Source organism: Paracidobacterium acidisoli (assembly GCF_003428625.2).
GTDB lineage: Bacteria > Acidobacteriota > Terriglobia > Terriglobales > Acidobacteriaceae > Paracidobacterium > Paracidobacterium acidisoli.
The window spans coordinates 799,255-822,172 of the sequence record NZ_QVQT02000003.1 but is presented as its reverse complement, the minus strand read 5'-3'; the positions used below and the strand labels follow the sequence as shown (position 1 = coordinate 822,172).

General features: G+C 62.1%; 17 protein-coding genes and 3 tRNA genes. 13 read left to right on the top strand and 7 right to left on the bottom strand.

The annotated features are described in order from the left end of the window. Nucleotides 1–780: 780 nt before the first annotated feature. Nucleotides 781–857: transfer RNA gene (locus D0Y96_RS11015), tRNA-Pro, on the bottom strand. 175 nt (nucleotides 858–1,032) lie between these two features. Continuing rightward, nucleotides 1,033–1,599 (bottom strand): DUF4112 domain-containing protein, encoded by a 567-nt coding sequence (locus D0Y96_RS11010; RefSeq protein WP_252263653.1) that lies wholly within the window; start codon nucleotides 1,597–1,599, stop codon nucleotides 1,033–1,035. 72 nt (nucleotides 1,600–1,671) lie between these two features. Between D0Y96_RS11010 and D0Y96_RS11005 the strand changes: the two genes are divergently transcribed. The 5 genes from D0Y96_RS11005 (at nucleotide 1,672) to D0Y96_RS10985 (ending at nucleotide 4,292) form a co-directional block, all read left to right on the top strand. Then, nucleotides 1,672–1,746 (top strand) — tRNA-His (locus tag D0Y96_RS11005). Between the two features lie 34 nt (nucleotides 1,747–1,780). After that, nucleotides 1,781–2,521, top strand: coding sequence for a DUF72 domain-containing protein (locus D0Y96_RS11000; protein WP_199480238.1), 741 nt, complete (start codon nucleotides 1,781–1,783; stop codon nucleotides 2,519–2,521). Continuing rightward, nucleotides 2,518–3,615, top strand: coding sequence for a YheT family hydrolase (locus tag D0Y96_RS10995; RefSeq protein WP_117299630.1), 1,098 nt, complete (start codon nucleotides 2,518–2,520; stop codon nucleotides 3,613–3,615). Before D0Y96_RS11000 ends, D0Y96_RS10995 begins: the two co-directional genes overlap by 4 nt. Further along, complete coding sequence (locus D0Y96_RS10990; protein WP_117299628.1) at nucleotides 3,605–4,225, top strand: hypothetical protein; 621 nt, start codon at nucleotides 3,605–3,607, stop codon at nucleotides 4,223–4,225. Before D0Y96_RS10995 ends, D0Y96_RS10990 begins: the two co-directional genes overlap by 11 nt. Beyond that, nucleotides 4,216–4,292, top strand: a tRNA-Arg gene (locus D0Y96_RS10985). The genes D0Y96_RS10990 and D0Y96_RS10985 overlap by 10 nt, the downstream gene beginning before the upstream one ends. 186 nt (nucleotides 4,293–4,478) lie before the next feature. Here D0Y96_RS10985 and D0Y96_RS10980 read toward each other — a convergent pair. Beyond that, the gene (locus tag D0Y96_RS10980; RefSeq protein ID WP_147325023.1) at nucleotides 4,479–5,642 is read right to left on the bottom strand and encodes a hypothetical protein; all 1,164 of its coding nucleotides are present in this window, start codon (nucleotides 5,640–5,642) and stop codon (nucleotides 4,479–4,481) included. Between the two features lie 86 nt (nucleotides 5,643–5,728). On the opposite strand from D0Y96_RS10980, the gene D0Y96_RS10975 reads away from it, so the two are divergent. Both D0Y96_RS10975 and D0Y96_RS10970 read left to right on the top strand, forming a co-directional pair. After that, nucleotides 5,729–5,959 carry a hypothetical protein gene (locus D0Y96_RS10975; protein ID WP_147325022.1) on the top strand — a complete coding sequence of 77 codons (231 nt, stop codon included), beginning with the start codon at nucleotides 5,729–5,731 and terminating at the stop codon, nucleotides 5,957–5,959. Nucleotides 5,960–6,055: 96 nt separating this feature from the next. Beyond that, the gene (locus D0Y96_RS10970) at nucleotides 6,056–6,376 is read left to right on the top strand and encodes an RcnB family protein (RefSeq protein WP_117299623.1); all 321 of its coding nucleotides are present in this window, start codon (nucleotides 6,056–6,058) and stop codon (nucleotides 6,374–6,376) included. A gap of 113 nt (nucleotides 6,377–6,489) precedes the next feature. On the opposite strand, the gene D0Y96_RS10965 is transcribed toward D0Y96_RS10970, so the two are convergent. Next, nucleotides 6,490–8,715, bottom strand: coding sequence for a beta-galactosidase trimerization domain-containing protein (locus D0Y96_RS10965; protein ID WP_117299621.1), 2,226 nt, complete (start codon nucleotides 8,713–8,715; stop codon nucleotides 6,490–6,492). A gap of 202 nt (nucleotides 8,716–8,917) precedes the next feature. Between D0Y96_RS10965 and D0Y96_RS10960 the strand changes: the two genes are divergently transcribed. Further along, nucleotides 8,918–9,817 carry an NAD(P)-dependent oxidoreductase gene (locus D0Y96_RS10960; protein WP_117299619.1) on the top strand — a complete coding sequence of 300 codons (900 nt, stop codon included), beginning with the start codon at nucleotides 8,918–8,920 and terminating at the stop codon, nucleotides 9,815–9,817. An 81-nt stretch (nucleotides 9,818–9,898) separates the two neighbouring features. Here D0Y96_RS10960 and D0Y96_RS10955 read toward each other — a convergent pair whose 3' ends face one another. Both D0Y96_RS10955 and D0Y96_RS10950 read right to left on the bottom strand, forming a co-directional pair. Then, nucleotides 9,899–10,222: a hypothetical protein gene (locus tag D0Y96_RS10955; RefSeq protein ID WP_117299617.1), complete on the bottom strand. Its 324-nt coding sequence runs from the start codon at nucleotides 10,220–10,222 to the stop codon at nucleotides 9,899–9,901. 9 nt (nucleotides 10,223–10,231) lie between these two features. Then, nucleotides 10,232–11,167, bottom strand: coding sequence for a hypothetical protein (locus tag D0Y96_RS10950; protein ID WP_147325021.1), 936 nt, complete (start codon nucleotides 11,165–11,167; stop codon nucleotides 10,232–10,234). 230 nt (nucleotides 11,168–11,397) lie between these two features. Between D0Y96_RS10950 and D0Y96_RS10945 the strand changes: the two genes are divergently transcribed. The 4 genes from D0Y96_RS10945 (at nucleotide 11,398) to D0Y96_RS10930 (ending at nucleotide 18,341) form a co-directional block, all read left to right on the top strand. After that, nucleotides 11,398–12,015 (top strand): nitroreductase family protein, encoded by a 618-nt coding sequence (locus D0Y96_RS10945; RefSeq protein WP_117299612.1) that lies wholly within the window; start codon nucleotides 11,398–11,400, stop codon nucleotides 12,013–12,015. A 98-nt stretch (nucleotides 12,016–12,113) separates the two neighbouring features. Beyond that, nucleotides 12,114–12,716 (top strand): YdcF family protein, encoded by a 603-nt coding sequence (locus D0Y96_RS10940; RefSeq protein ID WP_117299609.1) that lies wholly within the window; start codon nucleotides 12,114–12,116, stop codon nucleotides 12,714–12,716. A gap of 196 nt (nucleotides 12,717–12,912) precedes the next feature. Then, entirely contained in the window at nucleotides 12,913–16,725 is a 3,813-nt protein-coding gene (locus tag D0Y96_RS10935) for a patatin-like phospholipase family protein (RefSeq protein WP_199480237.1), read from the top strand. A 119-nt stretch (nucleotides 16,726–16,844) separates the two neighbouring features. Beyond that, a complete protein-coding gene (locus D0Y96_RS10930) occupies nucleotides 16,845–18,341 on the top strand; it encodes a DUF4139 domain-containing protein (protein ID WP_350449037.1) in 1,497 nt (498 codons plus the stop codon). Between the two features lie 178 nt (nucleotides 18,342–18,519). Here the strand turns inward: D0Y96_RS10930 and D0Y96_RS10925 are convergent, their stop codons facing one another. After that, the gene (locus D0Y96_RS10925) at nucleotides 18,520–18,750 is read right to left on the bottom strand and encodes a hypothetical protein (protein WP_147325020.1); all 231 of its coding nucleotides are present in this window, start codon (nucleotides 18,748–18,750) and stop codon (nucleotides 18,520–18,522) included. A gap of 739 nt (nucleotides 18,751–19,489) precedes the next feature. On the opposite strand from D0Y96_RS10925, the gene D0Y96_RS10920 reads away from it, so the two are divergent. Further along, nucleotides 19,490–22,906, top strand: a complete 3,417-nt coding sequence (locus tag D0Y96_RS10920; RefSeq protein ID WP_117299603.1) for a vitamin B12-dependent ribonucleotide reductase — start codon at nucleotides 19,490–19,492, stop codon at nucleotides 22,904–22,906. Nucleotides 22,907–22,918: the final 12 nt, after the last annotated feature.

The window sequence follows — 22,918 nt, the reverse complement described above, 5'->3', positions numbered from 1 at the left end:
ACGTCTGACATGCACACGCACCGCTGATCCGATCTCTTGCCGCAACGCTGGAGTTGCGCCTCACGAACTCTGGGAGCTAAGGTGGCCGCAAACCGTGGGGCCAGGAGGAGACACACCGCTTCCGCGATGAAGACAATCGAAAGGGATGGTTATCAACCACCTGTCAAAGATTTTTGGGAAGTTTTTTTAGCAGGGATGTTCCGGCGTGGAAGGCAAAACTATTTCGCGTGCAGCGCGCGTACAGGAGGATCAGTCAGAGACTGAGCTACAGATTTATGCAGATGGAGCTTTTGTACATCGAAGCTCTGAGCGGAATGATTACGTGAGTGTTAAATTTCGGCCGTCCATCATCGGGCATCCGCGCCCGCAGCCCGGCAGAATGCTCAGGTCTTCAGAAAGTCTGTATCAACAGGAAGGGGATAAGAGAGCGGTTCTTAAACTAAACGATACTGCTGTTCAATTTTTCCTGTACCGCCTCCAGTCTTTTTCTAATATCCTGGCCATGCGAAGGGCGGCATCATGGAGCCAGCCCCGTTTTCGGCCCTTCAAACAGAAGGTGTACTCGGAGAATTCGCATGTTGAGCAGGAAAGATTCTTAGTGCTTGTCAGCAGGGAGGAATTCGAAGTTTCGCGAACGAAAGGGACGACCTCAAAGAAATTCGCCGCTTTGTTCTCAATCGAATTTAGTGGAAAATCATATCCATGGCGGGATCTCGATATCCCTTGCAATATCCATGAATTAAGAGATTCATCCAGCTTTTAGATGGTATTGAACTCAGATGGTCGGGGCGGAGGGATTCGAACCCCCGACCCTCTGCTCCCAAAGCAGATGCGCTACCAGACTGCGCTACGCCCCGACATAATCCCGCATCCGCGCCGTTGCAGCGCGCCGGAGACTTCAACTGAAGTAGATTGTATCGCAGCCCTCGCCCGCATCCGCCCTCGCCGCCGCAGTGCTCCGGAACACTCCGCGCACGCGCGCATCTTCTCATTGAACACCGTATGCCGGGGGAAACACAGCATGCCGCGAGCTTATGTTCGGTGCAGCAGCCACGCCGCAATCCACACCAGCACCAGAAGCGGAGTGACAAAAATTACCGCCAGCACCAGGCCGATCAGCGCGAGAAACACATAGTCCTTCCACGTATGCCGGTGCGGCTGGCGAAGGTGCCGCGTCATCAGCGCATAGTTGCGGCGGTTGGCCTTCCATGCAATGTCGAACGCATCGCCCAGGAACGGAATCGCTCCAATCAGCACATCGAGCGCCAGATTCACCAGCATCCTGGCCAGCGCCACATAGGGCACGCCGCGCAGCCACGCCGCAAAAATCAGAATGCACGAGGCCAGCCCGGCCAGCACATCGCCCAGCCCCGGCACCAGTCCGATAAGGCCGTCGAGACCGAAGCGGATCGGCGTCCCCGGAATGCGGAACCAGTCATCCAGCAGATGCGCCAGCAGATCCAGATTCTCATCCGAAAAGAACTGGCCGCCGCCGCGCAGGCGCGCCCGCAGCGGCTCTGCCGCTTCACGCTGCTCCGATGCGGCTGCATCGTCTTCCGGAGGAAGGATCTCAGGCTGAGCCGGTCTCTGCATAGGCATAAATCCTGCCTCAACATAGGATGCGCAAAGGTGCGGACACCTGCTGCAGATGCTACAATCAAGCTCTGGATGGCGGCTATAGTTCAGCGGCAGAACGCCTGACTGTGGCTCAGGATGTCGTGGGTTCGATCCCCACTAGCCGCCCCAATCGGGCACCGGACCCACCTTCCTTATAAAGACCGTGAAGCAGACAGCGCAACACCAGCAAAACGGCCTCATCTGCGTCGGCTGCTCGGGATGGGCGTACACCAGCTGGAAGCCTGATTTCTACCCCGAAAAAGTCTCCGCCAAAAAACTCCTCGAGTACTACGCCACCCGTCTCAACTCCGTCGAGGTCAACTACACCTTTCGCTCGCTCCCGACCGAAACCACCATACAGTCGTGGCTCGCGCAGACCGGCGAAGCCTTCCGCTTCTCGTTTAAGGCGCCGCAGCGCGTCACTCACATTCTGCGGCTTAAAAACTGCGCCGCCGCGCTTGATGATTTCGCCCGCTCCATCCAGCCCGTCGCCGCGGCCGGACGCATGGGGCTGGTGCTCTTTCAGCTTCCGCCGAACATGAAGGCCGACACCGCGCGCCTCGAAGCCTTTCTCGACGACGCCGCATCGCTCGGCCTTCGCATGGCCTTTGAGTTTCGCCACGAGTCCTGGTTCGACGACGCCGTCTATCATCTGCTCGAAAAGCATCACACCGCGCTCTGCGTCGCCGAAAGCGATGAGCTGCAGACGCCGGACATCGTCACCGCGCCCTTCGCCTGTTACCGCCTGCGCAAAAGCGACTACTCGGAAAGCGATCTCACCGCGGTGCGGAAGCTGCTCGTCAAACGCGCCGGCAGCGGCGATGTCTTCGCTTACTTCAAACATGAAGATGCTCCCACCGGAGCCCTGCACGCCGCCGCTGTCCTCGAGGGTCTCAGCCGGTGACGGCCTCTCGTAATCCTGACGACTCTTCCCTTCCCGCGCAGCCATCCGCTGCCCCGCTCGCGGATTTCATCCCGCGCCGCTGGCTGAGCAATGCCCACCTGCAGACCCTCGCCGGCAACTTTCTTCCCCGCCGCCTCACTCTGCCGGAGCCCTCGCCGCTGCTCGTCGAAGTCGAAGGCCCCGTTGCCGGATACGGCCCCACCCAGGTTCTCTGCCACTGCCACTGGCAGCCGGAAGAGGTGCGCCGCGAGCGGCTCACGCTCATCCTCGTGCACGGGCTTGAAGGCTCTTCGAACTCGCAGTATGTCGTCGGCAACACCGCACGCGCGCTCGCCGCCGGGCTCAATGTCGTCCGCATGAACATGCGCAGCTGCGGAGGCACCGACCATCTCTCGCCGACTATCTATCACTCCGGCCGCTCCGGCGACGTGCAGCGCATCCTCGAGACCATCATCCGCGAGCACCAGCTGCAGCGCATCGCGCTCATCGGCTACTCCATGGGCGGCAATCTGGTGCTCCGGCTCGCCGGGCAGCTCGGCTCCTCGGCGCCGCCGCAGCTCAGAGCAGTCATCGGCGTCTCGCCGCTCATGGATCTCGCGCTCTCCTCCGCCGCCCTGCACGAGCCGCGAAACCGCGTCTACGAATGGCACTTCCTGCGCTCCATGGTGGCGCGCGTCCGCCGCCGCATGCAGATGTATCCGCGCATCTACGGCGCAGCAGAGGTCGAAAAGATCCACAGCCTGCGCGACTTCGACGAGTACATCGTGGCGCCCTACGGCGGCTTCGCCGGCGCCGACGACTACTATTACTCCGTCGCCAGCTCGCAGTTTGCCGCCAGCCTGCACGTGCCCACGCTCATCCTGCACTCGATCGACGACCCTTTCATCCGCATGCTGCCCTCCACGCGCGACGCGCTTCTCGCCAATCCGCGCGTCACCTTTCTGGAGACGCAGCACGGCGGCCACTGCGCCTTTCTCGCCGCCGCCAGTGGATACGACGGCTACTGGGCCGAACACACGCTGCTTCGCTTTCTTCTCGGCCTCGCCTCGCCCGCCGTGGAAACCGCCCTCTCCGGACAAACGCATGGAAGCTGACTGGAGCGCGGAGATCGGCGCCGATCTTCCCGTCATCGTTGTTCCGTGGGAGCACTTCATCGACCTGCGCCTTCATCCCGAAGCCGCCGCCACACTTCAGGAGATCGCGCAGCATCCTGCTCTGGCCCTCGCCCTGCAGCGGCTCAACGCGCCCGGCTCTCCACTCCTTACCGCGAAGTGCGATGTATGGACGCTGACGACGGACGAGATCGATCCTATGGAGTTCGATGCCGCGACAGAGGATGCGCAGGCGGGCCTCTCCAGCTACATCGACCTGATCGCCTGCGACCCGTCTCTGTTTGATTCCTTCGAACTGCACAGGGAGTGGGCCACAGCCCTCGCCCACATCCTGCGCAATGCGCCGCAGCCGTGCGGTCTCGTCGATGCGGTCATCCGGCCAGCTCATGCCGCCATCGGCTCACTGCATGGCGAAGGCTTCGGCATCACGCTCTACTGCGCCGGCTGCGGAGCCGATGCCGCATCAGCCACAGACGCATGGCAGTCCGTGCTCGAGACAGCGGTTGCGGCTACAATGAGTGCAGGCATCAGCTCCGCCGGCGGTCCCGGTTCCGCCACCTCTCCGCGGCAGCGCCACCATTCGGGCGAGTAGCTCAATCGGATAGAGCATCAGCCTTCTAAGCTGAGGGTTGTGGGTTCGATTCCCGCCTCGCCCACCACCACTTAAAATCTGGTCCCTTCCATCGAGATACGCGGAGAAACAACTCTTCCTCCGGAAAATTTCGCGAAGCATTTCGCAGCTTTTTTCTGTCTTTCAGTCCTCCGACAAGAAAGCCCCGCTGTTCCATGGGAACGACAGGGCTTTCTCTACGAATGATGAGTAGCTGGCAGGACCAGTTTGTGACTCAGGCCACCTTCAGGCCCAGGCTGTAATCCGCATTGCCATTGCTCGACCGTTTCGGAAGATTCAGGTCGTTGAGGCCCTTGAACTTCTTATAGGCCTCCACTTTTTTGGCATCGCCGGTATCGATAGCGGCCTTGAGCGATCCCGCGGCCTGATCGGCATCGTCACCCGAAATACCGCTGTCCATGGCCACAACACCTTTGCCGCTGGCATCTTTTGTATACGTAACCTTCCCCGTTCCAAAGAGCTTCTCCTGGCTCAGGCTCTGCAGAACCTTATCGAGATTGGCCGTCTGCTGATCGTCGAGATGAGCGACAACATTCCCGTTTTCGGCCTTGAAATGCAGGGTTTTGGCGCTTACCTGCTCCTGCGCCGTCAGATTATCCATCGTTGCATTGACTTTCTGAATCAGCGCGAGCTTCGCCGGGTCGCTCGTGCCAAGGTCTCCATCGGCCGCGCTTGTATGCAAAGAGCTGTACAGTTTGTTGGCGTCGTCGGACTTACCCTCCGCCAGCAACTTGATCACCGGAGCATTCTGCTCGATCGTTCTCAGATCGGATGGATAAAGGTTTGTTCCCTTGAGGTAATGGTCTTTCCCTCCGCCCATCATCTCGTTCAGTTTGGCAATCTTGCCGAAACCGATGCTCTTCTCTTCCATGCTGCCCTTGTTTTCGGGATCGTACGCCGTAAACTTAGGACCGAGTAAGTCAGTGATCGTTAAGCCGCTGGCCCCTTTGGCGTCATTGTTCTTCTTGTGGCCGAACTTTCCCATAATGCCGCCGCCGGTCTTATCGCTGGCAAGTGAATTGTCCAGCCCCGATCCTGTAAGTTTGAGCTGAACGCCCGCGCCATCTTTCGATATCTCAAACTTAATGGGATGCCCCTTCGCATCGGCGCCCAGATCCAGTTGATCCAGCCCCTGCTGCACGCCCTGTGCCTTCAGCCAGTCCGCGCCATTGACCGCGTCTTTGGGCGAAACAACTCTGTTCTGTTCGGCAATGCTGAGCGGTTGAGCCTGAGGGGCAGACGCAGCGGCGCCGGGTTGCGGCATCGCCGCCGGCCCGCCATACAGGGCATGGGCACCGCCGATAAGCATCAGCGGGCTGACCAGTAGTCCCAACAGATATCGCGCCGTTCGCACACGCGCGAACTTGCCAGAGCACATGGAGCATCTCCTTGATAAGTCATATTCGGGGCCGAAGTCTTATTCGGGCCGCAGGACCAGCACGCGGCCTTTTTCACAGGAGGGGGATGCATGATCCTAGCACCCGCAAAGTTTGCGGCGCAAAAGGAAATGATTCGCTCCGGCAGGATTTTTTACAGATTGTAAATCTCGGCGTTTTTGTCTGGCCGATCAGGCTTTTGTCCTGTAAATCAGGAACTTACAGGGGGATTCGTTTCTTCCTCGCTCAGGCAACCCTCTGTTTCACGCCGGATAATTTCGCCCTCGTGCAACTGGCGGCTCACATTCTGCCATCGTAATGGCCCGTACAATGTCATGGTCTCACTGCAGCCCGATCGCAGTGGACTCGGCAGACAACGGACTGCTTTCCCCAAATCGAACACGCAGGAGAATTCATGAGACCCATTCGCACCGCTGTTGCAATCTCGACTCTCACGGTCATGCTCTCCCTCTCAGGCGGACTTGCCTTCGCCCAGGATCATCATGACGACCACCACGCCGACAACCACCACTACGTCGAACATCGGGAATGGCACAAAGGCGCCCGCATCAATCACGACGACTGGAACCGTGGCGAGCGCATCGACTACCGCCACTATCACCTGAACGCGCCGCCGCGCGGCTATGAATGGCGTGAAGTCGACGGCAACTACGTCCTCGCCGCCATTGCCACAGGCATCATCGCCTCCACCATCGTCGCCTCCTCCGTCCACTAAAGCGTCCGACGTTCCTCACTCCGGATACCTGCCGGACCGGGCCCCTTTACCGGCAGGTGCCGCAGCACTGCAAAACAAATCCGCTCCGCTGCACCGCCGGCGCCGTGCTGCCGTCAGGCAAAATCCACGGCTATCACTTCGTTCAGATCGATCGACGGCACTTCCAGCGAGATCCTGTCGTTCTCCCGCCGGTACGCAATCTCTTTCCCTGCCACCAGTAGATGCACCCGCTTCACGCGCCGTGCCTGCGGCGTCCGGAAGGAGACCTTCTGCCCCGAGATTGGAAGAATCTCCCGCACCGGTCCCTTCATCATCATGGGATTCGTCAGATTCACCAGGTGCACCGTCATCGAATCCTTCTGCTCCCACACCGCCACATCCAGCATGCCTCTGCCCTCCACCGTCAGCGGAGCCGCCTCGTTCGTCACCCACTCCACCGCATTCCGCAGCAGCGTCCCGTGGTCCGTATCCAGAACCTCCCAGAAGGTGCGGTCGATATCGCCCGGGAAATAGACCACGCGCCCGCGTCCCGCCTGCCGCACAAATACGCCCGGATCGCGGCTTCCGCCCGCCGGCACAAAGACATACTCCATCGGCAGATCAGGATACGTCGGCACAATGCGCAGCGGCGGCGCCACACTCTCGCCCGCCGCCGTCACGTCCACCTGGTTTACGGCGTTAATGATCCGCGTCGCATCTTCCAGCCCCCGCAGCAGCGGATGATATCCATTCGTCGCCGGATCTTTCTCCAGCATCAGGTACGAGTTCAGCATCTTCTGCTGCACCTTCCCAGTCCACGACGCGCCGAACAGCCCCGCCAGTCCAAAGTCCTTCCGCCGCACGCCCCACTCGTCGTAAAGCGACGTCTCATACGTCGCCACCACTCCCCCGCCGCGCTCCACAAAGGCCTGCAGCTGCCTGCACTGTTCGTCCGACAGCGCCGCGATATTCGGAAGGATCAGCGTCTTGTATTGCGCAAGATGCTCCTCGTCCAGCAGCCGGTCATGCACCATCTCGAACGGAACCCGTCCCTCGATCAGCGCCTGGTAATATCCCAGTCCCGGGTCTTCGATCTTTTCATGCGCCTCTTCGCCGCCGTAGTACCACGCGCTCTGCTGCGAATACACCAGCCCCACCCGCGCCAGCGGCCGAATGTTTCTCAGATAGGCCTCGTTTGCGTACTGCCACTGATAGATCTCCTCCACCACCGGCAGCCAGCGGCGATCGATCGGCTTCGCATTGAACTTCGTGAACCACGGACGCAGACCCTGCGCCATCCCGTCCGCGACCCACATGCGAATCTCATCGCCGTTCAGCACCGAATCCTTCCAGCGGTGCGAATCCTCGAAGCCCACGCTGAAGAGGCCGGCAATGGCCTTCTGTCCCAGCGTCGCGCGATACTCCTTGCCGTTTTTGCCGTTCGTCCACGGCGGCATCAGTCCATTCCGGCTCTGCCGGTCGGCAAACAGCGTCGGCGCCAGCTCGCCGATCGTCTTCATATCCAGATCGCTCAGCGCGCCGCCTCCGGCATTGGCAATATAGCTCGCATCCGGGTGGATCGCACGAATCTTCTCGTTCCACAGCCGCCACAGATCGAAGAGCTGCTTCTGCCGCCACTGAATGTACTGTTTTCTCGCCGGGTCCTGCGGATCGCGGGTGCGGGGCAGGCTCAGTCCTGAAAAGTCGTGAAAGTTCTTCACGCAGTGCTCGCAGTAACACATCCCGCTGCCCGCCCACCGGTTCGTGAAGATCCCGTCCGGCCGGTACTTCTGCATGATCTCCTCATGAACCGAGGTCATGAAGTCGAAGTTGTACGGCCCCAGCGCGCAGGTCAGCCAGAGCGAAGGGTCTGACGGATGCCGCCGCCTGTTCCCGCTCGCATCCACCATGATCCAGTCCGGATGCGCATCATATACATCCTGATGGCAGGCATGCGAGTCCGTCCTCGCAACAATATTCATCTGCATTTTGCGGCATCCTGCCATCAGATCGCCGAAGGTGTCGCGATTGCCCAGCCACGGGCTGCGGTAGTGCAGCGGAATCTCCGTCGGATAAAACGCCACCACTCCGCCCGCGCTCAGACATGCCGCATCCGCGTGCACTCTGCGAAAGTAATCGAGCCAGAAGGCCTGATCGTAATTTCCAGGATCGTCGGCCACAAAGGCCAGCTGCGCCCAGCGCATCGGCCGTCCATACCAGGAGCCCTCGCCCTTCGCTGCCGGCTTCGCTTCAACAGCACTGCTCTCGGCGTATAAACTGTTTCCGGCGCCCGAGCGCAGAAAACTCGCCGCTGTAATGGCCGCCGTCTGTTTTACAAATTCTCTTCTGGTACTGCTCATTGGCTCGCTCTCCTGTATCGATTGCCTTCTCTCATGCCATACCGCCGAGCGGGATTCCGGCTCCGCAGCCTGAGCATGTGCAGCACTTTCGTTTTACGCTTAAAAAGCATAGCGCACCGCGAACCGGCAGCCCGGGCCTTCCCGCTCTGCTCCCAACAAATATCCTTCACTTCCAACACATCTGAGAGGAGCATCGAAACCTATGTCGAAACTGGGATTTATCGGACTGGGCATCATGGGCGGCCCTATGGGGCTGAATCTGATCAAGGCCGGTCACGAGGTCGCCATCTGGTCGCACAGCAAAAACAAGGTCGCCGCCCTGGCGGAAAAGGGCGGCATCGCCTGCGCCACGCCCGCCGAGGTCGCAAAGCACAGTGAGTGTACCTTCCTCTGCGTCGGCAATACGGAGATGTCGCGTGAAGTCATCCTCGGCCAGGACGGCCTGATCGAGGGCGCGGCCGAAGGAACGCTTGTCGTCGACTGCAGCACCATTTCGCCCAGCGCCGCCCGCCGCATCGCCGCAAAGCTCGCGGAAAAAGGCGTCGGCTTCCTCGACGCGCCCTGCACCGGCTCAAAAGCCGGAGCCGAAGGCGCCTCGCTCACCTTTATGGTGGGAGGCCCCAAAGAGACCTTCGAAAAAGTCCGCCCCTGGTTTGAGACCATGGGAAAACTGCTCTACTACTGCGGCGGCATCGGCATGGGCCTGCACGCCAAGCTCTCGCAGAACATGATCCTCGGCAGCCTGCTGCAGGCCTTCAACGAAAGCCTCGTCCTCAGCACCAAAGCCGGCGTCGACCCCGAGCTGATGCTCGACATTCTCAACAACAGCGCCGCGCGCTCCGGCTTTATCTCCATCAAGGCGCCCATGGTCTTCGCGCGCAACTTCACCACCAACTTCTCCGTGAAGTGGCTGGAAAAGGATCTGGAGCTGATGCTCGAATCGGCCGCCGAGCTCAACGTGCCCGCACCGCTCACCGCCATCTCGAAGCAGCTTCTGCAGGCCGCCATCGCCAAAGGCTACGGCGAAGACGATATCTGCGGCTCCATTCGCGTGCTCGAGGACATCACCGGCACCACCGTCGCCGCCAGGCCGAAAGAATAAGCGCCGCGCAGCCATCACAAACAATACAGGCCGGGAGACAGATACGCATCTCTGTCCCCGGCCCTGCTTGTCTGAGACGCTTTATCCGGCCAGGCTGGCCAGAGCCGTCCCCACCTTTACCGCGTCGGTGATGACGCTAATCACCGTGGCAATTTTGCTCAGGTCGGTGACCGCTTTCTTCAGATTTTCCTGCTCCGTCTTCATCTGCTGCACCAGCGCCGCCGCCGCCGGATCGTCATCGTGCAGCGTCTTGTTGATGCAGTTGAAGAAATTGCGCCGCGCCGTCACATACTGCGCCTGCAGCGCATCGCGCTGTGCCTGCGTCTCGCAGGCCGCCAGCATATCCGAAAGGTTCTGCGTCAGAAAAAAGTACTGATCCTGCAGTGCCTGCAGCGAGCTTCCCATGATGCTCTCCTAATTCTGATCCGTTGCGTTCGAACCCACCGCCGACGTCGCCGTATCGATCCACTTCTCCACATCGGCCAGGGTCAGCGGCGTGCTCCGCTTATCCATCGCCTTGTCGCTCGCCAGCTGGTGAATCCGCTCCGACATCTCATCCAGCGCCTTCGTCATGCCGTCCGTCGCCTTCTTCTCCGCGGCCGTCAGTGCCGCCATCTGCGTCGCCAGCTGCTGCTGCGCATACGGCATCAGCTTCTGATGAATCTCCGGCGAAGACTGCGGCGGAGCCAGATGAAACGGCTGCAGGATCGGACTCAGCAGCTCTCCCTCATTGACCCAGCCCCTCTTCAGCAGCTCGGCCGCCAGGCTCTGCGCCAGCACCAGGTTCTGCATAAAGAGCGCATCGTACGCCGGCTGCTCCTGCCGAAAGAGCTCCGAGACCGCCGACGCCGTTGCATCCAGAGCCTTCCCCGCCTCGCGCTCCCTGTGCTCCTGCGCCAGCGCTTCCACCTCTTTGCCTGCGGTCGCGAGCGCGGCAGGCAGGGCCGAGCCGCCCGGCAGCGAGCTGATCGACGACAGCGCCGAGCCCAGCCGGTTGCTCGCCGTCGCAACTTCCTTCGCGCTCGTCGCGCCCGTCAGCTTCGTAAAGCTCGCCGACAGATCCCGCAGATTTCTCGCCAGGTCCTCGCGCTTGCCGATCTCCTGCTCGGTCTGCTTCAGCTGCGCCACATCCTGGTCATTGAATGTGGTTCCCAGCAGCACGCTCTGCAGCCGGTTCAGCTCGATCGTGTCCACCACTACGGTGTCCATCCGCGCGTAGTAGCCGGCAAGGTCCCTGGCCGTCGTGGTCATCTGCGAAGCCGCAGCCGCGGCATCTTCTGATGTTTTGCACGCCGTCGTCAGTGTCAGCGCCGCGGCCAGTCCCAGGACCGGCGCTGCAAGGCGAAACATGCGCGGAATGCTTATCGTGAATACAGCCTCACTCCTGGCGTTCATGAGCGGCTCCTGCTGTTTCGAAGCTCCATCGGCGGAGAAAGCGGCCCGGGGAGCAGGCAAGATAGTATCAGTCTCCATAGTGCCGTCAATAGTCTTTTCGTATCGTATTCACCGTTCTGACGCTGACGCTGCATCCCTCCGCCCTCTAAAATAAAGGTGTCCGATCCATTCACAGGAGCCACCCCATGCCGCTGTCCAGTGACGATATCGAGAAGCTGAAACACGCCCCCGCCATCCCCGGCATTCCCGACCTCATCCTCCGCCGCTGGAGCCCGCGCGCCTTCTCCGGCCGCGACATCTCCTCCGAGGATCTGACGAAAATCTTCGAGGCCGCGCACTGGGCCGCTTCTTCCTTCAACGAGCAGCCCTGGCGCTTCTTCGTCGGCCGCCGCAACGATCCCACCTGGAAGAAGATCTTCGATTCGCTGATGGAGTTCAATCAGTCCTGGACAAAGTCCGCGCCCGTGCTCATCCTCTCCATCGCCAAAAAGACCTTCAGCCACAACGGCGCGCCGAACGCCTTCGCCCTGCACGATACCGGCGCGGCCACCGCCACGCTCGCGCTCGCCGCGACGGCGCTCGGCTTTCACACCCACTCCATGGCCGGATACGACCAGCAGAAGGCCCGCGGCCTCTTTGCCATTCCATCGGACTACGACATGGGCGCCGTCACCGCGGCCGGCTACTTCGGCGATCCCGATCAGCTCCCTGGCCAGATGAAGGAGCGCGAGCTGGCACCGCGCGAGCGCAGGCCGCTCAGCGAATTCGTCTTTGCCGAGTTCGACCATCCGGCCACGCTTTGACCGGGCTCGCTGATCCGGCTCTCTGACCTGCGGGAAGGCGCGCGTGCGCCTTCTCTTCCCCACCGTTCGACAGACAGCTCCGCGGGCAAACGTACACCGTGAAAACCCTGCTGCCACTCTGCTTCTGCGCTGCCGTCATCTCTCTCGCCATCCTGGTGCAGATCGATCGCGGCGTTCCGCTCTCGAACACCCGCCGCACGCACTTCGACGCCATCATCGTCCTCGGCTATACCGCCAACAGCGACGGCTCCATCTCCGACGATGCCCGCTCCCGCGTCCTCGCCGGCATTCGTGAATACCGCGCCGGAGTCGCGCCCCGTCTCCTCTTCACCGGAGGCCCCGCGCACAACCGCTTCGTCGAAGCCGATGTGATGGCCGCCTTCGCCGAATCGCAGGGCATTCCCGCCTCCGCCATTCTCGAAGAGCGCCAGGCGCAGGACACCATTCAGAACGCGTACTACTCCGTGGCCATCCTCCGCGCCCACGGCTGGAGCTCGGCCGAAATTGTAACCGCGCCGTATCATATTCCCCGCTCCGCGCTCATCTTCTCCCACTTCCCCATCGAATGGCGCGCCAAAGCCGGAGCATGGCCGCCCGAATACGACTACGAGCTGCGCTTCATCCTTGCCTTCCGCGAGGTCCTCAAGACCGACAGCCTTCGCCTCTTCGGCTTCAAACCCTCTCCGTTCCTGCCGCGATAAATACGCCCTCCGCGTTACCCTTTCGATCCCTTTTGCCTGTCTCCGTTATGGACCTGATACGTTTTCCCCTCCCCTGTCACAAGTAATTGCCTGCGGTCCGTGCGGAAACAGCTGACATGGCCCCGGTTTCCGAAGCAGCCCCCTGGTACGGATCTCGGCATTGTGGTCGAGAACGAATCTCCGTAAGGACAGGCCCGTGGAAGACCCGTTCGTCGCGCGACTCACCGATGTAACCCTCGAGCAGAGACTCCAGGAGCTTCTCCGCCTGCTGCACGCCGGAAAACCGCCCACCCACACAGTTGAATCCAGAGCGCAGAAGAGAGAAGACCCCTACGACCTCAGCCACAGCCGCTTCCGCGATCTTCCCGGCGAGCTGAAAATCATCCTCAAAAGCTGCGAGGTGCAGACCCTCGCCACCTTTCGCAACGCAGCCGGAGAGCCGCTCTCGCCCCGCGCCCTCGCGCAGGTCTTCACCACAAGCCCGGCATCCTTTATACAGGCGCCCTCCCGCAAAGCTTTGCACCACTATCTGCAGGAGCGCCCGCATCTCCAGGCGCAGCTCTCGGCCATCACGTATTACACGCCGGCACGCTGGCTCCTCGAGCAGGAGATGGCCTCGCGCACGCCGCCGCCGCCCGAGACCCAGCCTCCGCCGTACGATCCCGACTCCTGGTCGCCGGACAAGGGCGATGTCTACGACTACGCCGCCCGCCAGTCGCTGCTCGGTCTCTGCTTCTCCGGTGGAGGCATTCGCAGCGCGACCTTCAATCTCGGCATTCTGCAGGCGCTCGCCGAGCTCAATCTGCTTCCTCACTTCGATTACCTCTCCACCGTCTCCGGCGGCGGCTACATTCATCAGTGGCTCGCCGCCTGGATCAAGCGCAGCAGCGACCTCGAGCATGTCCGCAAGCAGCTCGTTCCGCAGCCGGAAGACAACTGCACGCCAGCCTCCGCCGAGCCCATCCGCTGGCTGCGCCGCTACGCCAGCTACCTCACGCCGCGCCGCGGACTCTTCTCCGCCGACCTCTGGGTCATCGTCGCCGTCTGGTTCCGCAATACGCTTCTGAACCAGATCGTTCTCTTCACCGTCCTGGGCATGATCTTCGCCCTGCCCCATCTGCTCACCATGGGCTTCCAGCCCGGTAAAACCGCCGTGATCCTGCCCATCAGCAGCACCGGCCTCAACACCTTTTTCTATGCGGGCAATGCCGCGGCCTGTCTCATCTTTCTTTTTGTCATCTGGCGCATGGCCGGCAACTTTCGCCGCATGCGCAACACGCCGCCGGCTACGCAGGACGAGCCGAAGCTACTCACCAACGACGCTGTGCGGCGCCAGCTCATCGTGCCTCTGCTCGCCTGCGCCGTCTGGCTCAACTGCTGGCTTGAGACCGATCGCTTCGCGCAGGACGGCTTCTTCAGCCGCAACTGGCTCACCTGGGTCGTCATCGGCGTGCTCTTTTCCATCGCCGCCATCTGGCTCGCCTTCGCCGGCGGCTGCCTCGACTGCCTTCATCTCCGGCTGCCCCGCCACCTGAAATGGAAGGAGCGGCGGCGTCTGTTCACCATCCTCGTCGCCACCTTCCTCATCGTGCCCGCATGCCTGCTCAGCGCCGGAGCCGCCACGCTCCTCGTGCCGCTGCTCTGCAAAGTCAGCCACTGGATCTCCTGCCTGCTGCCGCTCATTCCGCCGCCGCAGAGCTCGCACGCCCGCTGGCTCTGCTGCTTCCCAAAATCCATTCCGCTTATCCTCGATCCCTGGCGCGTCAAGCTGGTCCTGCTGCCGCCGCTCTATCTCGGCACGCCGTACTTCGCGCTGATCTTCCTCAGCGGCTTTCTCGGCGCCGACTACCCCGAGGCCTGCCGCGAATGGCTCGCGCGCTTCCGCGCCTGGAACCTTCTCTTTGCCGGGCTCTGGGTGCTCTTTGCCGGAGCTGCCCTGCTCGGCCCTTACGCCGGCTCTTACCTCTTTCAGAAAGGCCCCGTTACCGCCATCGCCGGCTACGTCGTCTCCCACATCGCCGCGCTCGTCGCCGGCAGCAGCAGCAAAGGAGACGGCAAGCCTTCGCCCGCCAGCTTCTTCGGCCTCAAGCCCATGGACGTTATCGCCTGGATCGCTTCGCCCCTCGCCATCCTCGGCATCCTGCTCGCCTGCTCCACCATCATCGAAAAGGCCGGCAGCCAGCTTGAAATCCTCAGCCGGCAGTGGACATTCCTTCCCGCATGGCTCAGTGCCGTCCTGCTCCTTCTCTTCGCCTGCCTCTTCGTGCAGGCCACGCTCGGCCTTCGCATCGACGTCAACATCTTCTCGATGCACGCCTTCTATCGCAATCGCCTCGCCCGCTGCTATCTGGGAGCCACCAACCCCACGCGCCGCCCCGACCCCTTCACCGGATTCGACAACAACGACGAGCTCATGCCCTCCGCCGCCGAGATCCGCGCCGAGTCCACCGAGGGCAGCATCTACCAGAACAGAAAGCCGCTCTACGTCCGCAATCTCCTGCCCGAGCGCTGGAAGCCGCTCCCCGGCCACTCCCTCACCACGCGCGAAAACACGCGGCCCTATCAGGGACCATTCCCCATCTTCTGCAGCACCATCAACCTCACCTTCGGCCAGGACCTCGCCTGGCAGGAGCGCAAAGGCGCCAGCTTCGCCTTCACCCCGCTCTACTCCGGCTATCACGTCGGCTGGACCGCCGCCCGCACCCAGCAGCACCTCCGCTTCAACGGCTACACCGACTCGTGGAAGTACACCGGCGACCGCGGCGTCTCTCTCGAAACCGCCGTGGCCGTCTCCGGCGCCGCCATGAATCCCAACCAGGGCTACAACACCCTCCCCGCCGTCGCCTTCCTTATGACGCTCTTCAACGTCCGCCTCGGCTGGTGGATCTGGAACCCGCGCCATACCCGCGAGCAGGAGCGCCGCTGGAAGCTCTTCCCCTGGATTCGCATCACCCGTCCCAGCCCCGTCTGCGCCATGAGCTCGCTCGTCCGCGAGCTCGTCGGAGCCGTCGACGACACCTCGCAGTTCGTGCTGCTCACCGACGGCGGCCACTTCGAAAACATGGGCCTCTATGAGCTGGTGCGCCGCCGCTGCAAGTTCATCGTCATCTGCGATGCCGAACAGGACGAGAACATGCACTTCTCCGGCATCGGCCGCGCAATTCGTAACTGCCGCATTGACTTTGGAGCCGAGATCGATCTCGATTTGCGACCGCTGCAGTTACAAAAGGACACCGCCTTCTCCGCAACGCACTGCGTCGTCGGCACCATCCGCTATCCACCGCCCGCAACCACTGCGCCCGGAGCCGCCTCGCCCGACTGCCGCGACAATCCCACCGGCGACGACGGCTACTGCGGCGTCATCGTCTATATCAAGGCCAGCCTCGTCGGCGACGAGCCCGGCGACCTGCTCGCCTATAAAAACGCAAACCAGGCCTTCCCGCAGGACCCGACCTCCAACCAGTGGTTCACCGAATCGCAGTTCGAGAGCTATCGCCGCCTCGGCCACCACATCGGCGTCTCCGTGCTCAACCCGGCCATGTCCTGCACCTCGCCCTGCCGCGCAGACATGAAGCAGCTCTTCAACAACCTTCTGCAGATCTGGTATCCGCCCACGCCCGAGATGCAGGCCCACTTCAGCGAGCACGTCCAGCGCTACGAGCTCATCCTCAGCGAGCTCCGCACCCGCTCCGAGCTGCAGGGCCTCGCCGACGTGCTCTTCTCCGCCAATGCCGCCGGCATGCAGCTCGCCTGGAACGCGCAAAGCCCCGCCGCCGCCGAATACGCCCGCCAGTTCGCCAACTCGCTCATCGATTTCATGTGGATGGTCTACAACAATCTGCAGCTCGCCTTCTCCGACAACCGGACCTCGCCCCACGCCACCCGCTGGATCGAAGTCTTCCGCCGCTGGAGCCGCGTCAGCCTCGTCCGCGACGCCTGGACACAGTACAAAACCAGCTACGTCGACGAGTTCCGTCTCTTCGCACAGAACACCCTGCACATCGAATAGAGGCCGGCAGATCGGCCGCAGGCGATGCTGACCAATCGCTCCCGCCTGCGTCTCTCCCTGCATGCGCTCTGGACGGACCGCCGTCTCAGCCGCACAATACTTCTGCAGGAGGACTTCCCGTGCGTCCGTCGAAACAACCTCTCATGCGCAGCATCTTCGTCACTCTGCTGGCCTGCACACTGAGCACCGCTCTCGCCTCGGCGCAGTCTGACACACCGGGCGCCGAAGCCACTCCCACCCAGCTCACCATCTACAACGGAGACTTCGCCGTCGCCCGCACCACCGTCGATCTGAGCCTGAATCCCGGCTCGACCGAGATCACCACCACCGACGTCACCCGCCAGCTCGAGCCCGACTCCGTCGTCCTCCGCGATCCCTCCGGCAAACATGCCTTCACCGTCTCCGAGCAGAACTACGATGCCGCCGTCGTCAATCAGCAGTGGCTGCTCCAGAAGTACGAAGGCAGAACCATCGACTTCCAGGCCGGAAGTTACATCGATAAGGACACAGGAAAGTTCTTCGACCGGATCGTCTCCGGCAAAATCATCCGCGCCGGCGATCAGCCGCTGATCGAGGTCAACGGAAAGATGCAGTTCCAGCTCCCCGGCACGCCGCTCTTTCCCGCGACCACCGACGGACTGCTGCTGAAGCCGACCCTCCGCTGGCAGATTCACTCCGAAAGGGCCGAGCACTTCCCCGCCGAGCTCGACTACATCACCCACGGCCTCAACTGGGAGGCAACCTACAACATCGTCGTTCCCGAAAGCACCGGCGCCGGCACCGAAGACCAGGCCGACGTCCTCGGCTGGATCACCATCCACAACAACAGCGGCACCGAATTTCCCCAGGCTGCCATCAAGCTCATGGCAGGCGATGTCGCCAAACTAACGCCGCCGGAGTATCCGCGAGCCAGAGCATTTGCCATGAATCAGATGGTTGCTGTTAGTGCCGCGCCCGAGGTCACCCAGAAGGCCTTCGACGACTTCCACCTCTACGACCTGCACCGCACCGTCACTCTGCGCGACGGCGAAACCAAACAGGTTCAGTTCCTCGAAGCCTCTGACGTGACCGTGAAACGCACGTATGAGTACGACGGCAGCGGCACCTTCTACCCGGGCTTTCGCAACGAGCAGGCCGACTTCGGCGCGCAGGCCGGCAACACTCAGGTCCGCATCGTGCAGGCGATCAAAAACAGCAAAGCCAACCACCTGGGCATCCCGCTGCCCGCCGGACGGATCCGTGTCTACCGCCGCGACACCGACGGCCAGATGGAGTTCGTCGGCGAGAGCACCATCTCCCACACCCCCTCCGACGAAACCGTGCAGATCTCCACCGGCAACGCCTTCGATCTGAAGGGCGAGCGCAAACAGACCGACTTCCACATCGACGCCCGCGCCGGCACCATCGACGAGAGCTTCGAGATCACACTCAAAAACCAGAAGGAGCAGCCGGTCACCATCAACGTCGTCGAGCACCTCTACCGCTGGAACAACTGGCAGATCACGCAAAAGTCGGGTGACTTTACAAAGCGCGACAGCGATACCATCGTCTTCCCCGTCACCGTGCCGTCGAAAGGCCAGTCCACGCTCACCTACACCGTCCACTACACGTGGTAAGTTCCGTCTGCGTAAGCCCTGTCTGCGGCGTTATACCCGTTTTCAGGGCTTCGCCGGCTTCGACAGTCCGGACATAACGGATTCGGCCCATGTACCGGGCGAAAACCCGGCAAATGGGCCGAAAACAGGAAGCAGCTTCAGTTTTGAGATCTTTTCCGGTCGCCGGACGAATACAGCCCTACGCGGCGGGAATGGCCAGAACCGGCTCGATAGGCACCGGCCGCGCCACAGGCCCCATGGTTACATCCACATAGCGTCCCCGCGCCACTTCGGAAAACACGCTGTTTGCCGTGTCCTCGGTGCGGGTCGAATCGATGTGGAGCCTGCGCACCGCATGGATCACGATGGTGGATAACAGAAAGCGATTTTTTACCTGAAGACCGGCGGAATACACCAGTTCTGACCGCATAGTTGCCTCGTTTCATTCCGGTTAGGATAGATCGGTCCAAGCCAGGACTCATCTTCGAGGCGGCCGAGAGAGCGGAAGGGACGGATGACCGGTACGGCTATCCCTTCCTCACTTCAAGCATACGCGGTTTCTCCGGAATCTCCCAGGAATCCCGACAGGAGAACCCGGCTCGGGCAGACACGCTGCGCACGACCGGCCGCCGCCCGGCGGAAGGACCGGTTCTCCACCGTTTCCACACCTCTCCACAGCCGTTGCACCACCCCTGCGCCTTGCGGCTCCAAAGACCGCGGGCGTAAGCTCCGGCAAGTGATCTTTTCCGGCCCTTTTTCCACTCTCACACCCCACCCAGGCTGAAATCCGCTGCCCGCGCCGCTTCCCCGATTTCTCCACAGGTAAATGTTCGAGATCAGGTCACGAAGGTACCTGTTTGCATTTAAAATACTAGATGTTGTGGTTCCTGCTTGACACACACTATTAACAGAGCTACCTTCCCCTCTGCGGTCTTTGAAATCTGCCGAGGATTCCGGCCGGTCGACCTGCATTTTTTGGTCCACGGAAGGTCAGCACGGTAAGCCAGCGGTTTTCAGGAACTTAAAAGAACGCTCTCCAATTCGCTTTCACTTCCGGGGCGACTTTGCCCTGTTTCGGCCCTTTTGAGCGCCGGACCCAGAACACGATCTGCCTCACCGCCTCAGGACGGGGAGGCATCCAAAATTTATCTCTCCAGAGAGGAGTCATCATGGCCGAGGCCACCAGAAAAGCTGTTCGTACCGCCTCCCCGCTCGGCACCGTCGCCAACGACGCCGGCCATTCCCCCTCCGGTGCTGTCGCGCCGGAAGCCCTGAGCACGAAATCCCCCGCGCACTCTGCGTTGCGCTTTCCCCGGTATTTCTCCAAATCCACCATCTCGCCCTACGACGAAGTGCAGTGGGAGCATCGCATCGCCGCCATCACCGACGCCGGCGGCAAAACCATCTTCGAGCAGAAAGACGTCGAAATTCCCGTTGACTGGTCGATGACCGCGACCAACATCGTCGCCAGCAAGTACCTCCACGGCCCGCTCAACACCCCCGAGCGCGAGTCCGGTGTGCGCGCCCTCGTCGGCCGCGTCGCCGAGACCATCCGCGACTGGGGCCTCAACGGCGGCTACTTCGCCACGCCCGAAGACGCAGCCATCTTCCACGACGAGCTCGTCCACCTGCTCGTCACCCAGAAGGTCGCCTTCAACTCGCCCGTCTGGTTCAACGTCGGCTGCGACCGCCTCGAGCCAAAATCCGACGCGCAGAACTGGCACTGGAACCCGCACACCTGCGGCGTCGAGTTCTCAGTGACCGGCTACCGCACGCCGCAGTGCTCCGCCTGCTTCATCAACGCCGTCGATGACTCGCTCGACTCCATCCTGACCCTCGCCAAGACCGAAGGCATGCTCTTCAAGTGGGGCTCGGGCACGGGCACCAATCTGTCCTCGATCCGCGGTTCTATGGAGCAATTGTCCGGCGGCGGCACCGCCTCCGGCCCGCTCAGCTTCATGCGCGGCTTCGACGCCTTCGCCGGCGTCATCAAGTCCGGCGGCAAGACCCGTCGCGCAGCCAAGATGGTCATCCTCAACGTCGATCATCCCGACATCGTCGACTTCATCGAGTGCAAGGCGAAGGAAGAGGCCAAGGCCTGGGCGCTGATGCGCGAAGGCTACGACGGCTCCTCGGGCCCCGACAGCGAGGCCTACAGCTCCATCTTCTTCCAGAACGCCAACAACTCCGTCCGCGTGACCGACGAGTTCATGCGCGCCGTCGAAAAGGATGCCGAGTTCACCACCCACACCGTCAAGGACCACAACATCGTTAAGACGTACAGGGCCCGCGACATCATGAAGAAGATCGCCGAGGCCACCTGGCAGTGCGGCGATCCCGGCATGCAGTACGACACCACCATCAACCGGTGGCACACGTCGAAGAACACGGCCCGCATCAACGCGTCCAACCCATGCTCCGAGTACATGTTCCTCGACAACTCGGCCTGCAACCTGGCCAGCTTCAACCTGCTCAAATTCGTAACACCGGCAGGCACATTTGATATCCAGGCCTACCGCAACGCCATCGACATCATGATCACGGCGATGGATATCCTCGTCGACAACTCCGGTTACCCGACCGAAGCGATCGCGAAAAACTCGCATGACTACCGGCCGCTCGGCCTCGGCTACGCCAATCTCGGCGCGCTGCTGATGGCCTTCGGCCTGCCCTACGACTCCGACGCCGGCCGCGACTTCGCCGCTACCCTCACCGCCATCATGTGCGGCGAGGCGTATCTGCAGTCCTCGCGCGTCGCCGAAAAGTGCCCGCCGCTCGCCTCCGCCACTCCGCTCACCGCATCGGTCGAGCACGAAGGCGGCGCCTGCCCCGGCTTCTACGTCAACCGCGAGCCCTTCCTCGACGTCATCCGCATGCACCGCGCCGAGGTCAACCACATCGGCAAGTCGAAGAACAGCGCCGAGCCCTTCGTCGTGCCCCAGCTCGATGAATTGATCGCAGCCAGCCGCGACTGCTGGGACCAGGCCCTCGCCCACGGCGAGAAGCATGGTTACCGCAACTCGCAGGTGACGGTGCTTGCACCCACCGGCACCATCGGCTTCATGATGGACTGCGACACCACCGGCATCGAGCCCGATCTCGCCCTCGTCAAGTACAAGAAGCTGGTCGGCGGCGGCATGATCAAGATCGTCAACAACACCGTGCCCGGCGCGCTCTTCAAGCTCGGCTACAACAACGATCAGGTCGACGCCATCGTCAGCTACATCGACGCCACCGGCACCATCGAAGGCGCGCCCGGTATCAAAGCCGAGCACCTCGCCGTCTTCGACTGCTCCTTCAAGCCGTCGAAGGGCACGCGCTCCATCCACTACATGGGTCACGTCAAGATGATGGCCGCCACACAGCCCTTCCTGTCGGGCGCCATCTCGAAGACCGTCAACCTGCCGCACGACTGCTCTCTCGACGACATCGCCGAGGCCTATCTCGAAAGCTGGCGTCTCGGCCTCAAGGCCGTCGCCGTCTATCGCGATGGCAGCAAGGGCGCGCAGCCGCTCAACGTCTCCGACGGCAACAAGGCGAAGGAGATCACGCGCGAGAATCCGGTACTCGACCAGGCCGCCGACCGCGTCCTCGCCGCTTTGTCCAGCGGAAAGCCCGCGACCGAAGCCGACCTCAAAGCCCTCGAAGCCAAAATCTCCGAGAAGATCGAGGTCACCGCAAAGTCGGTCGTCGACGCCGCCGGCGCCTTCACCGCCGCTCTGGCCAGCCTGGTCACAGGCACGCGAAGCGGTTCGCCGTCCGCGCAGGACCAGGACCTCAACGCGCCTCCCCGCACAGTAAGACACCGTCTGCCCGAAGAGCGCGCCTCGCTGACGCACAAATTCGGCATCGCCGGACACGAAGGCTACATCACCGTCGGCCTCTACCCCAACGGACAGCCCGGCGAAATCTTCATCAAGATGGCCAAGGAGGGCTCGACCGTCTCCGGCCTCATGGACAGCTTCGCGACCGCCACCTCGCTGGCTCTCCAGCATGGAGTTCCGCTCAAGGTCCTGTGCGAGAAGTTCGCGCACAGCCGCTTCGAGCCCTCCGGCTGGACCGGCAACGAGCAGATCGGCTTCGCCAAGTCGATCATGGATTACATCTTCCGCTGGCTCCAGCTCCGCTTCCTCTCCGGCCACCAGCTCTCGCTCTTCGCCGGCCTGACCGGCGGCGCAGCGTCTGCTGCGTCCCCGTCTGCAACCCTGGGAGCTTCTTCCGCAGCCTCCTCTTCGTTTGCCCTCCCGAGCGAAGCGGAGCGCAGTGAAGCGCAGCGGCCAGCTCAGTGGAAAGACCTGCAGTTCTCTCCCGAGCAGCATTCGTCCACTCGCGGGATGGGCGCAACCTCAGCTCCGCAGTCCGGAATCCTCCCTGAAGTCGGCGCCGGAAGCAGTTCGCTGACGGCGAATTCCTCATCCCTCATGCCTTCCGTGGAAGACCGCGGCATCTACCACGCCGCCGACGCCATGCGCGACATGTACGACATGGGCGACGCCCCCAGCTGCCACACCTGCGGAGCCATCATGGTCCGCAACGGAAGCTGCTACCGCTGCATGTCCTGCGGCAGCACCTCCGGCTGCAGCTAGACAAACAAACCT

Excerpts from the sequence above, each read along its gene's own strand:
- D0Y96_RS11010 (WP_252263653.1), bottom strand. The coding sequence starts at position 1,599 with ATGCCTATGCAGAGACCGGCTCAGCCTGAGATCCTTCCTCCGGAAGAC.
- D0Y96_RS10990 (WP_117299628.1), top strand. The coding sequence starts at position 3,605 with ATGGAAGCTGACTGGAGCGCGGAGATCGGCGCCGATCTTCCCGTCATC.
- D0Y96_RS10980 (WP_147325023.1), bottom strand. The coding sequence starts at position 5,642 with ATGTGCTCTGGCAAGTTCGCGCGTGTGCGAACGGCGCGATATCTGTTG.
- D0Y96_RS10975 (WP_147325022.1), top strand. The coding sequence starts at position 5,729 with ATGCATGATCCTAGCACCCGCAAAGTTTGCGGCGCAAAAGGAAATGAT.
- D0Y96_RS10970 (WP_117299623.1), top strand. The coding sequence starts at position 6,056 with ATGAGACCCATTCGCACCGCTGTTGCAATCTCGACTCTCACGGTCATG.
- D0Y96_RS10965 (WP_117299621.1), bottom strand. The coding sequence starts at position 8,715 with ATGAGCAGTACCAGAAGAGAATTTGTAAAACAGACGGCGGCCATTACA.
- D0Y96_RS10960 (WP_117299619.1), top strand. The coding sequence starts at position 8,918 with ATGTCGAAACTGGGATTTATCGGACTGGGCATCATGGGCGGCCCTATG.
- D0Y96_RS10955 (WP_117299617.1), bottom strand. The coding sequence starts at position 10,222 with ATGGGAAGCTCGCTGCAGGCACTGCAGGATCAGTACTTTTTTCTGACG.
- D0Y96_RS10950 (WP_147325021.1), bottom strand. The coding sequence starts at position 11,167 with ATGTTTCGCCTTGCAGCGCCGGTCCTGGGACTGGCCGCGGCGCTGACA.
- D0Y96_RS10945 (WP_117299612.1), top strand. The coding sequence starts at position 11,398 with ATGCCGCTGTCCAGTGACGATATCGAGAAGCTGAAACACGCCCCCGCC.
- D0Y96_RS10925 (WP_147325020.1), bottom strand. The coding sequence starts at position 18,750 with ATGCGGTCAGAACTGGTGTATTCCGCCGGTCTTCAGGTAAAAAATCGC.
- D0Y96_RS10920 (WP_117299603.1), top strand. The coding sequence starts at position 19,490 with ATGGCCGAGGCCACCAGAAAAGCTGTTCGTACCGCCTCCCCGCTCGGC.